The sequence below is a fragment of the Methylobacterium sp. P1-11 genome (genome assembly GCF_008329595.1).
Lineage (GTDB): Bacteria > Pseudomonadota > Alphaproteobacteria > Rhizobiales > Beijerinckiaceae > Methylobacterium.
Genome location: NZ_NPKS01000001.1, coordinates 354,323 through 368,293, shown reverse-complemented (window position 1 = coordinate 368,293; position 13,971 = coordinate 354,323). Strand labels below are relative to the sequence as shown.

At 64.7% G+C, this 13,971-nt stretch carries 17 protein-coding genes, 1 tRNA gene and 1 pseudogene; 15 read left to right on the top strand and 4 right to left on the bottom strand.

Features of this window, described 5'->3' with window-relative positions:
- Positions 1 to 362: 362 nt before the first annotated feature.
- The 9 genes from CIW48_RS01770 to map all read left to right on the top strand — a co-directional run bounded on the left by CIW48_RS01770 (position 363) and on the right by map (position 4,224).
- Complete coding sequence (locus CIW48_RS01770; protein ID WP_149308496.1) at positions 363 to 545, top strand: hypothetical protein; 183 nt, start codon at positions 363 to 365, stop codon at positions 543 to 545.
- Positions 546 to 616: 71 nt separating this feature from the next.
- Positions 617 to 934, top strand: a complete 318-nt coding sequence (locus CIW48_RS01765) for a hypothetical protein (RefSeq protein ID WP_149308494.1) — start codon at positions 617 to 619, stop codon at positions 932 to 934.
- Between the two features lie 162 nt (positions 935 to 1,096).
- Positions 1,097 to 1,291, top strand: a complete 195-nt coding sequence (locus CIW48_RS01760) for a hypothetical protein (RefSeq protein WP_149308492.1) — start codon at positions 1,097 to 1,099, stop codon at positions 1,289 to 1,291.
- A gap of 375 nt (positions 1,292 to 1,666) precedes the next feature.
- A complete protein-coding gene (locus CIW48_RS34445; RefSeq protein WP_281407326.1) occupies positions 1,667 to 1,795 on the top strand; it encodes a hypothetical protein in 129 nt (42 codons plus the stop codon).
- 24 nt (positions 1,796 to 1,819) lie between these two features.
- Positions 1,820 to 2,080, top strand: coding sequence for a hypothetical protein (locus CIW48_RS01755; protein WP_149308490.1), 261 nt, complete (start codon positions 1,820 to 1,822; stop codon positions 2,078 to 2,080).
- Entirely contained in the window at positions 2,077 to 2,361 is a 285-nt protein-coding gene (locus CIW48_RS01750) for a hypothetical protein (RefSeq protein ID WP_149308488.1), read from the top strand. The genes CIW48_RS01755 and CIW48_RS01750 overlap by 4 nt, the downstream gene beginning before the upstream one ends.
- Positions 2,352 to 2,576, top strand: a complete 225-nt coding sequence (locus tag CIW48_RS01745; protein WP_149308486.1) for a hypothetical protein — start codon at positions 2,352 to 2,354, stop codon at positions 2,574 to 2,576. The genes CIW48_RS01750 and CIW48_RS01745 overlap by 10 nt, the downstream gene beginning before the upstream one ends.
- Before the next feature lie 27 nt (positions 2,577 to 2,603).
- Complete coding sequence (locus CIW48_RS01740) at positions 2,604 to 2,807, top strand: hypothetical protein (RefSeq protein WP_149308484.1); 204 nt, start codon at positions 2,604 to 2,606, stop codon at positions 2,805 to 2,807.
- Between the two features lie 664 nt (positions 2,808 to 3,471).
- The gene (gene map, locus CIW48_RS01735) at positions 3,472 to 4,224 is read left to right on the top strand and encodes a type I methionyl aminopeptidase (protein ID WP_149308482.1); all 753 of its coding nucleotides are present in this window, start codon (positions 3,472 to 3,474) and stop codon (positions 4,222 to 4,224) included.
- Positions 4,225 to 4,582: 358 nt separating this feature from the next.
- Here the strand turns inward: map and CIW48_RS01730 are convergent, their stop codons facing one another.
- Entirely contained in the window at positions 4,583 to 4,801 is a 219-nt protein-coding gene (locus tag CIW48_RS01730; protein WP_149308480.1) for a hypothetical protein, read from the bottom strand.
- 206 nt (positions 4,802 to 5,007) lie between these two features.
- Positions 5,008 to 5,232 carry a hypothetical protein gene (locus tag CIW48_RS01720; protein ID WP_149308476.1) on the bottom strand — a complete coding sequence of 75 codons (225 nt, stop codon included), beginning with the start codon at positions 5,230 to 5,232 and terminating at the stop codon, positions 5,008 to 5,010.
- Between the two features lie 1,227 nt (positions 5,233 to 6,459).
- Between CIW48_RS01720 and CIW48_RS01710 the strand changes: the two genes are divergently transcribed.
- Complete coding sequence (locus CIW48_RS01710) at positions 6,460 to 7,335, top strand: transporter (protein ID WP_149308472.1); 876 nt, start codon at positions 6,460 to 6,462, stop codon at positions 7,333 to 7,335.
- A 944-nt stretch (positions 7,336 to 8,279) separates the two neighbouring features.
- Here CIW48_RS01710 and CIW48_RS01700 read toward each other — a convergent pair.
- Positions 8,280 to 9,197: pseudogene (locus CIW48_RS01700) on the bottom strand (Y-family DNA polymerase); the annotation flags it as partial.
- Between the two features lie 243 nt (positions 9,198 to 9,440).
- On the opposite strand from CIW48_RS01700, the gene CIW48_RS01695 reads away from it, so the two are divergent.
- The 3 genes from CIW48_RS01695 (at position 9,441) to CIW48_RS33070 (ending at position 10,978) form a co-directional block, all read left to right on the top strand.
- On the top strand, positions 9,441 to 9,695 hold the full coding sequence (locus CIW48_RS01695; RefSeq protein WP_149308470.1) for a hypothetical protein: 255 nt from the start codon (positions 9,441 to 9,443) through the stop codon (positions 9,693 to 9,695).
- Between the two features lie 33 nt (positions 9,696 to 9,728).
- Entirely contained in the window at positions 9,729 to 9,971 is a 243-nt protein-coding gene (locus CIW48_RS01690) for a hypothetical protein (protein WP_149308468.1), read from the top strand.
- A gap of 836 nt (positions 9,972 to 10,807) precedes the next feature.
- On the top strand, positions 10,808 to 10,978 hold the full coding sequence (locus CIW48_RS33070) for a hypothetical protein (RefSeq protein ID WP_173009150.1): 171 nt from the start codon (positions 10,808 to 10,810) through the stop codon (positions 10,976 to 10,978).
- 361 nt (positions 10,979 to 11,339) lie between these two features.
- On the opposite strand, the gene CIW48_RS01685 is transcribed toward CIW48_RS33070, so the two are convergent.
- A tRNA-Asn gene (locus CIW48_RS01685) sits at positions 11,340 to 11,415 on the bottom strand.
- Between the two features lie 329 nt (positions 11,416 to 11,744).
- On the opposite strand from CIW48_RS01685, the gene CIW48_RS01680 reads away from it, so the two are divergent.
- The gene (locus CIW48_RS01680) at positions 11,745 to 11,933 is read left to right on the top strand and encodes a hypothetical protein (protein ID WP_246695088.1); all 189 of its coding nucleotides are present in this window, start codon (positions 11,745 to 11,747) and stop codon (positions 11,931 to 11,933) included.
- 325 nt (positions 11,934 to 12,258) lie between these two features.
- The gene (locus CIW48_RS01675) at positions 12,259 to 13,938 is read left to right on the top strand and encodes a HAMP domain-containing methyl-accepting chemotaxis protein (RefSeq protein WP_149308464.1); all 1,680 of its coding nucleotides are present in this window, start codon (positions 12,259 to 12,261) and stop codon (positions 13,936 to 13,938) included.
- Positions 13,939 to 13,971 lie beyond the last annotated feature (33 nt).

The following is a 13,971-nucleotide window of genomic DNA, read 5'->3' as shown; positions in this document are numbered from 1 at the left end:
TCGACGCGCTGCGCCGAACAGGAAGGCGGACCGCCGCTTCGACGGCTGAATCGATCCGGCCGGGTCTCACACCCGCCGACGTTTTCCGACGGCGCGGACCGGATTCACGTTCTGAGAAATCCTCGGGAGCTCTGGCCCCTGCTTCGACAACCCGACCCGGCGATCATTGTTTCGCGTGTCACCGCAGTATAGATGCCGCCGGTGCCGATCGATCGCGGCGTCTTCTCGGGAAGTAGAACGTATATTTGTGCTCTTTCGGCACTGCGCGCGAGGCTTAGCTGTCAAGCGTGGCCAAATAAGCCTGGTGCGGAACGATGCGGATCTTGTCGGGTTGGCCCCACATTGGGCACCGCGGAGTACACATGACGACCAAGCCACCGCCTGTTCCTCCGGCCAACCGCTCCGACAAGGGGCCCGGTAGCGCCACGGAGGCGCCGCTCACCCAGGGTCGGTCCGGATCTCAGACAAAGGATCCGGACAAGGTCGGCCAGGCCGGAAATTCCAAGGTGAACACCACCAATCAGGGCTACCAGCAGGACCGCTGAGCGCCCGCTGCGCGTGGGTGCAGCCTCTGGTTGCGCCCAACGATTTCGTTGAACCGCACCGGAGGATGATCATGGCGAATGCAAGTCGACACAAGGTCGGCCCGGGCGCCCAGGGCAAGGGCTCCGGAACAGGGGCCATGTCGGAGCTGCCCGACGGCGTGTTGCCGGAGAACATGGTGCTCAGCAACCGTGATAAGTCGCGACACAGTGATGAGCGCGGCTTGGACAGCAAGAACGTTCAGACGGAGCAGTATCAGGACCATGCCGGCAACCGGCAGGTGCTCGCCGATGTGGGGCCTGAAGAGGATGGCAATACCAGCGGCATGGCAAACCCGAAGACAGACGATTCCGGGGCGCAGAGCAGCCTGAAGCGTCAGCAGCACTCATAGAAGTTTCGCCGGGTTGTCCCAGAGGCGCGGCGCGTCGGCCGCGTCTTCCGCGACCGCGCCGGGCATGGCGGTCGCAGACCCTTGTTGGCGCGCCGCGCTCGGTATCCGGCTTTGAGGAGGCCGGGCGTCTGCCGGCCTCCTGTTCAACGGCGGAGACGCCTCATGTGGAGACCGGTTTCCCTGGCGGTGTCGCTTCTCGGCTTGGCAGCCGCCCGCGTTCACGCGCAGGCGATCAATCCAACACCTGGAACCGAGCCGGCACAGTCCAACGGACTCCTCGGCATGCCATCCTTGCTGCTCGTCGGCGTGATCATCGCCTTCGCGGTTCTGTACGCGCTCCGCGCCCGCCGTCGCTGAGCGACGGGTCCGTGGCTTGCTGACGACGGCAAAGTCGTTCGGGTCGCGTATCTTGAGCTTGAGCGCCGATTTGGAAAAGCGGATTGCCGCGGACGCGGAAAAGTCGAGCCCTCACCGTGGCGCCGTGTAGCGGCGGCCTCGTATCGGCGAGGGCGCTGAAAGTCTTGATTGTGATGGAGCCGGTCTTGTGGCTCCCCGAGCCGGACTCGAAGCTGCGACAAGGCGACTAACATTCGGGACGATCCTACCGATTTCACGCGAGCGCGTTACCTCGCGGCGTCTGCCTCCGAGCGCGCAATAGACCCCCTCCCCCCGCCACGTTAGCCTCATCCAATGTGTCCTGCCCGCAATCCGATTCCCGAAGCTGTCGCGGCCTTGGTCGCCGCCGGCTACCTGGTCGAGCCGTTTGCCGAAGATCCCGCGCTGTGGCGGGTGAATGGCGAGGTGATGACCGGCACTGAGCTCCTCGATGAGGCAATACGCATGGGCCTCATGGACGGCTGAGGCCGCCTCCGGTAGCTCTTCACCATGGCCAAAGAACCCGCGACCGCCCCCGAGCTGCGCAAGGCCGCCGAGGTCAGCGACCAGGACATCGACGCCACGGTCCACGCGGTGCTGGCCGACCTCGCCTCCGAATCGTACCCTCTCGCGAAGGGCTGGACCCTCAACCTCGTCGAGACGCTCCGCGCGAACACGCGCGCGGCCGAGGCGCTGACCACCGACAAGCCGGTCTGGAAGCGGCACATGGTCCGAACCGCGATCCTGCTGGCACAGTCGGTGACGGGATGAGCGGACGAGTTGCCACAGCCGAAGGCCGGCACTGGTTCTACGACAACAAGATCCTGGTTGCAGCGTTCTGCTTGGTGTTGATCGTAGTCATTTTCTGGCGGGTAAGCCGCTTCGAGGGATTTGAGCCGATCTTCACCTGTGCATCGGAGAAAGACCTGGATCTCGGACTGCTGTCGATTGGCATGGAGGCGTGCATGGCGGGTGCGAAATCGCAAACGGCCCAAGCGCGCTGCATGCACGTGGTCCACCTTCTCGCCTGCAAGGAGGAGCGGTGGCGGTGACGGATGTCGGGTCTGCTCAACCGGAGGCCTCGCGCCAGCGCGCGGCGATCCAGCACATGATGCGGCGCCTTGACGGATTTGCGCGCGCGCTAGGATTGGACGAGGCGGCCACGCGGGAGATCGTCGCGAGGATCGCTGCCGATATGCCGGGACGGTCGGACGACGAGCGGCTCGAGACCGCACGCAGTTGCCTGCTGGCAGCGGCGTCGGCGTAAGTCGTCGGGATAGAAGCGACAAGCGCGATGACGCCGCAGACACTCACCGGCTGGATCTTGTTCGCTGCCTTATGGCTTTCAGGGCCGATCACCGGCTACGCCGCATTGAACCTGGCCGCCGCCCGCTGGGAACGTGACGCAATGAAGAGGCGCGACGTGCTTGCAGCGAGCATTCTGGCTCCTCTGTTGCTGGTCTCAGCGCTGCTGCTCATGTTCGTGGATGGCTTGTAAGCAGCATGCCGAACGCTCCACCGTCTCGGGGCGCCCGGCCGCGCCGAGACATCCGCCCGCATTTCCTGGCCACGCCCAAATCCGAGCCGTCTACGCCCACCGAGATCGCCGAGCGCGCCGGGCCGCCCGGCCGGGAGCGCGCCAAACACGCCGCCTGAGCGCTGGCGTGCCTGGAGGCCGACGGCTTGGCGACACTCAGACCCGGCGGAACTCGACGCGGTGGCGGTCCGTGGAGGCCGCGTTCACGTCTCTTCGACCTGATACCGGAGCACGATCTCAGGACCGCGAAGGCCGCTTTCGACCGGTTTCGATGAAAAACGCGGTGCCAGCACCCCAAATGTCACCAGAGACGGTGCCTGAAGAGAAAATTTACCTCTCTCCGCCGGTGCGATCCAGCTCCTGCAGTCTATGACGGGCTCAACTATAGTGGATAGTTCTCGGGCCGAGATCCTTGGCGGCGTTGCTTCGAACAGGACCCAAGTCTTTCAACAAACTCGATCCCAGTCAGGCATGTGGAACGTCATCACGAGCGCCTTGAAGCGGTCATCTGCGATGAGCCGTGGCTTGAGGCTCTGCGTGGACGGCGGTCAGCAACGATATGGAAATTGCGGACTTTAGAATTTCGCTCCACTACAGCCTCTTTGGGGCTCGCAAGAGATACCGCATGACCGTGTCGAGCGACGACGACCTCGTAGGGCTCAAGACGATCGGACGCATCGTTGCCGACACGCTCGAGGTGATGGGCCGCGCCATCGAGCCCGGCATGACCGAGCGTGAATTGGACCAAATCGGCCGGGACCACCTGAACGCGGCCGGTGCTCGCCCGGCTCCCGAACTGGTCTACGGCTTCCCGGGCGCGACCTGCATCAGTGTCAACGAGCAGATCGCCCATGGCATCCCCGGCGATCGTCGTGTCAGGGCGGGAGACCTCGTCAATATCGATGTCTCCGCCGAGAAGGATGGTTATTTCGCAGATACGGGCGCGTCGTTCGCTGTGCCTCCGGTGACACGAGCGGTCCAACGGCTCTGTCGCGACGGGCGTCGAGCAATGTGGACCGGATTGCGTCAGGTCAGCACCGGCAAGCCATTTGCCGGCATCGGTCGAGCCGTTGGCACCTTCGCTCGGCAGAACGGCTATACGCTCGTGCGCAATCTCGCCAGCCACGGGGTCGGCTTGTCGCTGCATGAAGAGCCGACGGAGATCGCAACTTGGCCCGATGCTTCAGAACGGCGGATCATGACGGACGGGCTCGTCTTTACCGTCGAGCCGTTCCTGTCTCTCGGTGCAGAATTTGCCGAGGATGGCGACGATGGCTGGACGCTCTATAGCCAGCCAAGAGCTCCGACAGTGCAATACGAGCACACGGTTGTCGCGACCCGGAACGGGCCCTTGGTCTTGACGACACCATCACCATAGGAGCGCACGTGACCGGCAGCGGCTGATGCGCGCCGATACGGCATGCCCGCCCAAGCAGGGTTTGGCCAATTGCGGCCCTGCAAAGAACATCGGCTTCAAGGCCTGCGCTGCTCGCAAGCAGATCGACAGGAATCCACCTGCACCGGCCATTCGGCGCCCGACCCATGCCAGTCATGAAGAGAGCCGTCGGCGCTTCCCGAAAGCGGTCATTCGTGGGCCAACGGACAACGCCGATCCGAGGTCCTGAGCGGACGGCACCAAGTGTTGGATTGGCCCAGTTGAGGGTTTGCCGTGAGCCTTCCCAGGATCATATCGGCGAAACCCGCGTCGGTCGGGATCTTGGTTTCGCCGGCAACGGCTACTGTGCTCGACCTGGCCCGTCCCTCAAGCCTAACCGCAAAGCCATCACAAACAGGGCGTTGAGCGTGATCCAGTCACCGCCGTCGATCCGCCAGCGGGCGAAGTCGTCATCCGGTTCAACCGTGTAGCCGTGGCACTGGAGGACGGCGACCGCGTCCAGCACCGGGTCATCGCCTTCGCCTATGCTGGCATCCTTTCGGTCATGGAAGTGGGTCACGGCTGAGCCTCATCACATCCGCGAGCTGGAACAGGAGGTCGCCCACGACAGCGATCGGCAGCAAGACGCAGAACTCATTGTCGTTGGGCGAACGTAATCGGACCGCCAATGTGCTGCCGCCGTCGATGATCACGACCGATCGCACCCCCGCGGCACCCAGCACGTATGGGACCCCGTTGTCCGACACAGTCATCCTCGAAGGTCCATCACGCGATTTCCATCTCGAGGGCCACGTCGGCCAGATAGGCCGCTATGCGCGTGCTCGCCTGGGTGTCGGTCGCTTCGATGATGAAACCCGCCGCGCCGGGCGGGGCGTCATATCGTCGAAGAACGGATTCGGCCTTGAGCGCCGCCTCTCGCTCCGACGTCGCGAGCAGGATGCGCTGATCGCCGTTGATACGGATCATGATGCGGAATGGGGCGCGCTTCATGCTTGGACCGCCTCGGTCTTCTCACCCGCGCTATCGCGGCTCGATTGGTCAAGTTACGGAAAAGCTGGCAAAACCGTTCCGCAATCCGAGAGGATTTCTGGTCAGTCGATCGTCAGTAACGATTTCCAGCTCTTTGAGTGCTTTGCGGCCTGAGCTGGTTCCGGTGAAACGCCTGCGCGCCCGGCAATTTTGCGCAAGCGCAGCGAATCTGCGCCCCGTTCAGGGCTCGAGGTACTGGTGCGGTGAAGAAGGTCCCGACGGATCGTGAGCGGGGGCGACTTCCGCTTTCGTGCACCGGCGCCCGAATGCGCATTGGCGGAAATCCCCCAAACCGACCAGGGGCTTCCACAGGGTCCCCTCGTCCTTAACCCACCTGCGGTCACCAGCACCGCCGGCAGGTGCCCACCACTGGATCCTCGCCTCGATGAGACTCGACCTCCCTTCTGTCCTCGCGGCCATCATGGTTGGGCTCTACCGAACAAAGTGTGCGCGGGCAGCGTTGATGTACGATCCCGAAATTGGGACGATTGAGGAGCCGCCTATGCGCATGAAGATGTACGGCCTTGCGGCCGCGCTTACTGTTGCTCTGACCGGCACAGCCTACGCCCAACAGCCAGCCGGCGGCGGTAGCGCTACGGGCAACATGAACAACCCGGGTTCCGTGAAGAGCGAAGGGCAGAAGGCGACCGAAGAGACGACAGGCACCAGCACTCGCTCACCCGCAGCTGGCGCCGCGGCGGTGCCCGGAACCGGGACTGCGCGTCCTGGCGTCGGAGCAGGCGGGAGCGCCACTGCACCCGCACGGTAAAGCGCGCGGGCTTACCCGCACAACGCGATCTTTGAATTCTCGGCAGGGGCCGCCTCGAAGGTGGCCCCTTCCAACATCACGCGGTCGTGACGCAGCTCGAGGCATCACAGCAGCCACTCGGGTCCGGCGACCGACCCAACCCAGCCGCCCGGCCGTCGTCGGCGCTTCTCCAAAGCGGCCGCTCGCCAGTCCTCCGGAAACTTCGGCTCCGGGTGTGAGCAGGCTCTGGCTTTTCGCCCGGAAGCGGATGCTCCGCCACTCGCCGGGCCTCACCGGGAATGCAAGCCTTCGTTGTGTCGGCTGTTGCCCGATGGCTACGCTCGCCTCGCAACTCTGCACGCCACGCACGAGAAGGCCGCTTAATCCGTGCCGGCATGCAATAAAGGCCGATCCGACGACGGAGAGGTTTGGGCCGCGGAATGACGACAGCTGGGCTTATCCGGGCAACCCATACCGCTGCCATCGCTGCCGCGCTCACCTGCGGGTGGGCCACCATTTCCGCGCAGGCAGGCTCGTCGGCGCAGCCTGGACAAACCGTGGGGCAAGCCCCGGGCGCCCCGTTGCCGATTGGACTCTACTTCATCGACACGTCGAGTTTCGGCTCGCGCGCTATCACCCCACGCGGCACCGACTCGAACATCAACCTGCCGTCCTTCATCTGGGCGACACCAGCCGAAGTGGTTGGCGGCCGACTGCAATTGGTCGTGTTGCAGCCGATCACGGCTTCGAGCACGCGGGGCGCGGCGTACCAAAGCGGGTTCGGTCAGACGCTGCTCGCCGCACAGGTGGCCTGGAAGCTCGGCAACAACCTCAATTTCAGTTATCTGCTCGGCGCGTACCTTCCGAGCGACACCAAGATCGTCATCCAAAATCCGGTTCTGCACCAACGCTTCGCCATCACCTACAATGGCGATGGCTGGAACCTGACTGGCAACTTCCTATACGGGACCTTCTTCGATACGCGGTCGGCCAGCGGTAGTTTCTACCCCGACTTCCTCAATCTCGACCTTACGGCCACCAAGCATTTCGGCAAGTGGGAGATCGGGCCGGTAGCCTTCGGATCGACCGACCTGCCGACCACCAACCCGTCCTATGCTCGGCAGGGCCAGTTCGCTGTAGGCGGCCTGGTCGGATACAATTTCGGTCCGGTCAATCTTCAAGCCTATGTCACGCGGGACGTCGTTCAGCGCAACTACGCCGGACTCGAGACCCGCGGCTGGTTGCGCGCCACGGTGCCGATCTACCAGGACAAGGACGAAATGCCCGAGCCGAGCCCCCTCCTACGCAAATTCTGACACCGTCTCGGACGCGCGGGGTGAATGCGTTCGCTCCCGCGATGGTGGCACGAACGTCCCTGCAGGACCCCGAATGTCTGAACGGATCGGATCAGCAGGAGCTGAGGACCGCTCAAGCTTGGCCTGATCAAAAGCGCGCGCCTCAACCTCTGCCCGGCCCTGTCGTGACGGCTGTTTCGTCGGGTACCTGGAACCAGACCTTCTCGAAGCCTGCTACGGATCGAGAACGTGCGGAACGGCTATCCGCTCAAATGCCTGCCTCGCCCGGACAGTGACAGGCGGAAATCCACCCGATGCGGACCTTTCCAGGGGCAGACATCAGCTTCGGAGCCTTTAAACAGGCTCCTGTCTCTCGCTGCTCGGCGGTAGTACCCGCTTCCGCCCGCTTCGAGCCAAATCACGGACCGTGATCAAGCGTATCGGCGTCTCCGCTTTCGGTGTTGCCAGAATGACGCGATGCTGCGCGGCCCAGCCACCAACCACCATTGTGTTGCGGCGCGACATAAATTGATTTCGTCCCGTTGGGATCAGTGGTGGATCGACAGCGTTCTTACCATCGCTGGCAAATATTCGCGGAGCATCGTCATGGGTCTCGCCGCATTTGTTGTCTTCGTCGTCCCGTGGGTGGTGCTGGCGGTGTATTTCACGCGCGCGCCTACGGTGCTTCGTTTGGGGGCCGCCCCCGCTCCTTGGCGGGCGCTGCCGACCCACAGGGAGTTGGCACAGGCCCACCGGCAGGCGACGCATCCGAACCACGGGCGCAATCCAGATCACGGCGCCATATCGAACCGGGACGGGCACGGTCGGACGGATTCGCCTCAAGGTGGAGCGCTCGGTACGAGCGTGGAGCCTACCGAGCCAGACGACAAGCTGAGTTAGTGTACCATAGCGCGTGCGGCAGCATGCGATCGCGAGTGCAGCAAATCGCTGACCTGTGTCGTCCTGTGCCGCGCCGCCTTGATCAGCGCCAGCGTGTCCGAGCCGTGCTCCTGCCGGCGCGCCGTGGTCGAGACGGAGCGGATCGGCTCGTCCCGGCCGTGCTCGCTCGTGTGGTAGAAGATCGTGACATGATCGGTGCCGAGCCCCTCGCGTCGCAGCTTCTCGCCGCGCCGAGCCGAGTCTCGCGTGCCGCCACCACCTCGTCCCGCACCGTCCGTATGGTGATCGGGCTGGAGAGCGCGCGCGCCACTGCACAGCCCTCCCGCCGCGCCGGCACCATCTCCAGCGGCAGGGAGGCCATGCCGCGCGGGTCGTGGATGATCCGCTCGCCCACAACGGTCAGACCCTCGCGCATGGGACGCGGGTCGAGGTTGCGCAGATGCGTCACGCTCTCGACGCCCATCGCCTGAAGCTTGGCGAGTGAGGCCCGGTCGATGCCCCAGATCTCGGCGACGTCGGTCTCGCACAGCCACTGCGCATAGGCCGCCGGATTGATGAGGTCGCACACGCTTTCCAGCGTCGGCTCGCCCTCGGCGATGTGGTTGGCGAGCTTGGCCAGCGTCTTGGCCGGTCCGATGCCGACGCAGGTCTAGATGCCGATCCAGGCCCGCACCGCGGCGCGCAGATCGCGGGCGAGTTCGACCCGGAGCGCCGGCGCCGCGTCAGACGGAGTCCGGAAACGCTCGTGGATGGAGTAGATCTCCACCTGCGGGCTGAGCTGCCGGTACACCGTGTTGGTCCGCCCCGACACGTCGCCGTAGAGGGTGTCGTTCGTCGAGAACATCCGCCCCCCCCTGCGCATGCCACAGGCCGCGGATCTCGAAGTACGGGTCGCCCATCCGGACGCCGACCGCCTTGGCCTCGGCGGTCCGGGCGATGGCGCAGCCGTCGTTGTTCGAGGGCGCGATCAACAACACGGGGACGGCGTCGGGGTCTGGACCAGCAGCGCGTCGATCCGGTTGAGGTGCACCCGCGGCTTGGCCGTGTTAGAACAAAAACAGAACCAAGCATGTGCGCGAGCCGCGTGCAATCGGCGGACGAGACGTTTCTTCCCGGCCGGTGGACGAAAGTGAGCTCGGGTCGAAATGCCGGTCGCAGCTGTGTCTTATGCGGACTGCACGACCGGTAGAGAGCGGGTGACAGGCTGAGGCGAGCGAGAGGCGGCGATGGCGATGAAGACGGCGTTCGTGGTGCAGTCGTTTGAGGTGCACCGGAAACGGCTACGGCCGGCCCGGCAGGAGCCGGCACAGACCGAGAGCGGGGCGGTGAAGAAGGCCGAAAACCTGGCCAGGCGCATGCCGGGCGCAGCTGCGCTGAAGGTGGTGGCTGACGACGAGACCGGCGAGCTGGAGGGCGTCACGATTCTCGGTGCGTGGGGCGAGATCCCGGACGACTTCGCCGAGAGCCTGCAGGGCGCGTAGATCGGGAATCCATCAGCCAGATGGGAGAGCGCCATGTCGGCCGTTCGGCGGATCGGGAACTTCCTTCAGGTGCAGGATGGCGACGGCTGCCGCCACCTGCTGCGTGTCACGAGCGTTCAGGCGCTCAGCGATACGGACCTGATGCGCAACGAGACCTTCATCACGGCGGCGGGGCGCACCATCCGGGTGACGCAGCCGCTCGACGAGATCGTGGAGCTCGTCGCGCCGGGCGAGCGAGCGGTGTCGGAGCAGAAGGATGAGGCGTGGCCGTTCTAGCGATCCCGCGCAGCGAACTGCCAGATCGGTATCTCGGGCGTCCGGCCCTACCGGTCGGACCAAGAATGCGGGAGAGGGAAAGTCAGGCCGAACGCTTCATCTCTGTATGATCAGAGCTCTTCACACCTGCGCTCAGTTGCTGTTGCCGCTTTTGGCTATGCAAAGTGACGACACGAGAAGCGTAAGCGCTCACTGGCGGCGTGCGCCTCACAGCAAACAGTAAGGCTGCGCTTGCAGCACATGCCACGGTGGCCCCGACCGGTGCCACAAGGATTGCGATCGCACCCAACCAAGGCCATGTACCGGCAACCGAAAGGACGGCGCCCGCGAAGGCCGATAGAACATGGAATAACAGATTCATAATTGCCCCCCAGCTGCGACAGGAGATAACACTCATCGCCTGCTAGGCGCTGTGACCTGCGAACAACGCGGGATTTGAAATTCCGAACTGTTAAGTTTTAGGCCTTGTGACGCGTGCTCGTCTCCGGCCTTCAGGGGCGTCGCTCTTATGAGCCACTGACGATGCCCATCGACATCTACGACCGCTTCCATCGGTGCATCATCATCATCGCACTGGTAAGCGGCGGCGCCGCGATGATGGCAGCGGCCAAAATTTGCGATACCGTGTAGTCCCGGCGGCATCCGCTCGATCCCGCCCCGATCTGCTCACGGGGCGAGAGAGCGCCTGATCTCATCAGCGTACTGGTCGAGCTGATACGCAACGCGGCTTACATATGGGACGGCCGGCAGCGACAGCCGCAGACCATCCAAGCGAAACTGAAACTTAAGCTTACCGGTTCACCTTCCCGGTCTCGTCACGGCGACCGGTGGCATCCATGACCCTTGCTCTATTGGCCGCCCTGCTTGCCGGGGCGCTGTGTCTCGGGATGCTGTCCACGTTCCTGCCGCTGAGGCCACGGCGCGAAGACATTGAGTTGGCACCAGTGCTCGACGACGAATTCTTCGACGTTAGCGGTCCCATCATCGATCTAGAACCAATCCGCTGAAGAGCATCACGGCAGACCTGTCGGCCGCCATCGCCTTTGACAGGAAAGCCCGCACCGGTGGACCCAGCCGGCTTTCCCAGATCCCGGCGCTGCGGGATCGGCCGCCGAGTCTACGGCAAGCCTACCGCGGCGGCCGCGGGGAAGGCCCGGCCGCCGGGTGATGCCACACACCTTTTTCTGGGAAGAACAGGATAAAACCGTGCGTCGGTGATGGAACGACGCACGGTTTCTGCGTGCAACGAACTTGTCCGAAGGGCGCGAACAAGGCTGAAACAAGCCTCGGCAACAGGGGCGCGATCCGCGGTAACGCGAAGCTATCGCCCCGTCTTCTCTAAGCGCCTGATTGTATTGGGAGAAGTGATGGCTCCCCGAGCAGGACTCGAACCTGCGACAAGGCGATTAACAGTCGCCTGCTCTACCAACTGAGCTATCGGGGATCACGAGGGGGTCTCTACACACCGAGATCGCCGGACGCAAGGGCCTCGATGCATGTTCCGCCGACGATCTGGCGCGTAGCGGTCTTCGGAGCGGCGCATGATCCCCGCCGATGGGGTCGGATGGGCCGCCGCGTGGCTGACCGGCAACACCAATCTGCCGGCCCCGACCGACGATGTCATCCGTCGAAATGTCCCCACGGATCCGCGGTCATCCGGCTGTCGTGACACGATCCTACGGGAGCCACCCCGCCGGCGTGCCGGCTGTTCCCGGTGTCGCCATGTTGACCCATCGCTGCCTCAACCCCCAAGACCCCTATGCGGAGCGTGAAGTGCGTGTCGCCTTCGAATGGGCCGCCGACCATCCCCGTCTGATCGCAGCCCTGGACGAGCAGGAGGCCGATATTCTGCCCGACCTCGTGGAGGCGCAGCGCGACGATCTCTGCCGGGAGATCGTGTCCGCCCTCCTCACGCGACGGCCGGTCCACCCCGCGCGGCGCACGGGTCGATCGGCGCGATGACCGACCGCTGACCAGACGCCCCTGCGCTGGGCAGTCTAAGACGCGGCCCACCCATGGCGCCCTCGCGAATTCAGTCTCGACCCCAACCAGGCTCCTGGCGAGGGATCCTCCTCGACTGCACAGGGGCAGCTCGATCGGATCAGATCTGGAAACAACCGGCGTATTGCAATTGTAATCAAATTGAATGGGCCAGTGGTTTGTCGGCAAATTATCAAAATCCGCACAGTATAAAAGAAATGATTTTGCCGGCTGTATTTAATTGTTAAGTTCGATTTGTTTCTGCATAGCTTGGCCATCCGAAACCTTGGCCAAGGCGGCACGTCCCATGCGCATCTCACTCGGCCTGAAGCTTTTTGCAGTGATCGGGGTGCTGGCTCTGGTGGCGATCGGCATCGCGGCCTTTTCGGTTCGGCAATCGAACTGGGAGCAGGAGCGCGCCGCCGCCACGGACCGGATCTGGAATGCAGGGCTGCAGGCGGGGGCCCTGGGCCAAGCGATCGAGCACGCCGTGGTCCAGGCCACGGCACTCTACACGGCGGAGAACACGTCAGACGCGCGCACGCGTCTGTCGGCCCTGCACGACGCTCTCGCGACTGTGGAACAGGTGCGGGTTCCCTTCCTGGCGGCCATGGAGGATCAGCTTCCCGCAGACCGCCGTCGCCGGTTTGATCTCTTCGTCAAGGAGTTCATCGCCTATCAGACCGACACGGCCGAACTCGGTCTCACGGTCTCGCCCAAGGCCGCCCTGATCCAGGCCACGGATGAATCCACCGTGAAGAACCGCGAGCGCATGGTCGCCGAGATCGGCGCCCTCGGACGAGAGGTTCTGGACCGGCTGAATGCCCGCCGCGCCGAGGACGCGGCCGCCCGCCGCCAGGCGCGGATCACCCTCGTGATCGTGCCGGCCGCGGCGCTGGCGCTGGGTCTGCTCGCGGCGATCTGGATCATCGTGAGCCAGGTCCGGCAGCCCCTGCATCGGCTCAAGGATGGAATGACGGCGCTTGCCGCCAACGATCTCGGTCGTACGATCCCGTTCACGCACCGCCGCGACGAGATCGGCGAGATGGCTGCCGCCATCGCGGCCTTCCAGAGGGCCCTGATCGAGAAACGCGATCTCGACGCGGAGGCGCAGGCGCGCCGCGATCGGGACCGCGACCGGGCCGAGGCCTTGGACGCCGCAACCCACGCTTTCGAGGCCGAGACGCATCGCGCCGTCGCCGATCTCGCCGGTTCCGCCGAGGCGATGCAGACGTCGGCCGACACCCTCTCGGGCAATGCGGGCGCGATGGCGTCCGAGGCTGCCCGCGTGGCAGAGGCCTCCGACCAGAGCGCAGGCCTCGTCGACAGCATCGCCAGCGCTGCCGAAGAACTCTCGGCCTCGGCGCGGGAGATCGAGGCCCGGGTCCGTTACACAAGCGAGATTGCCTCCTCCGCGCTCACCGATACCGAGGGTCTCAAGGAGACGGTGATGAACCTCTCGCGGGCGGCCCAGGAGATCGGCGCCGTCGTCACGCTGATCCGTGACGTGGCGGACCAGACGAACCTCGTGGCGCTCAACGCCACGATCGAGGCCGCCCGCGCCGGCGCCGCCGGGCGCGGCTTCGCGGTGGTTGCCGCCGAGGTGAAGGCGCTCGCGGGCCAGACGGCGCTCGCAACCGATCGCATCACCGGGCAGGTCGGTTCGATCCAGGGTGCAGCGGGACGGACGGTCGGCGCGATCGATACGATCGGCGAGACCATCGCCCGGATGAGCCTGATCGCCTCCGAGGTGGCTGACGCCACGGACCAGCAGGGCCAGGCCAGCCAGGAGATCGCGCGGGCGATTTTCGGCGCGGCATCGGAGGCCCGGCAGGTTTCGGAGAGCATCGCCGGCGTTCAGGCCGCTGCCGCCTCCAACGAGGCGCAGGCCGGGCAGGTGCGCGGTAGCGCGGCGCGGGTCAATGCCGGAACGCACAGCCTGCAACAGGCGATCGAGACCTTTATGAAGCAGGTCCACGGCGCATGACGGTGCGCCGGCTCCCGGACCGGCGCATCATGG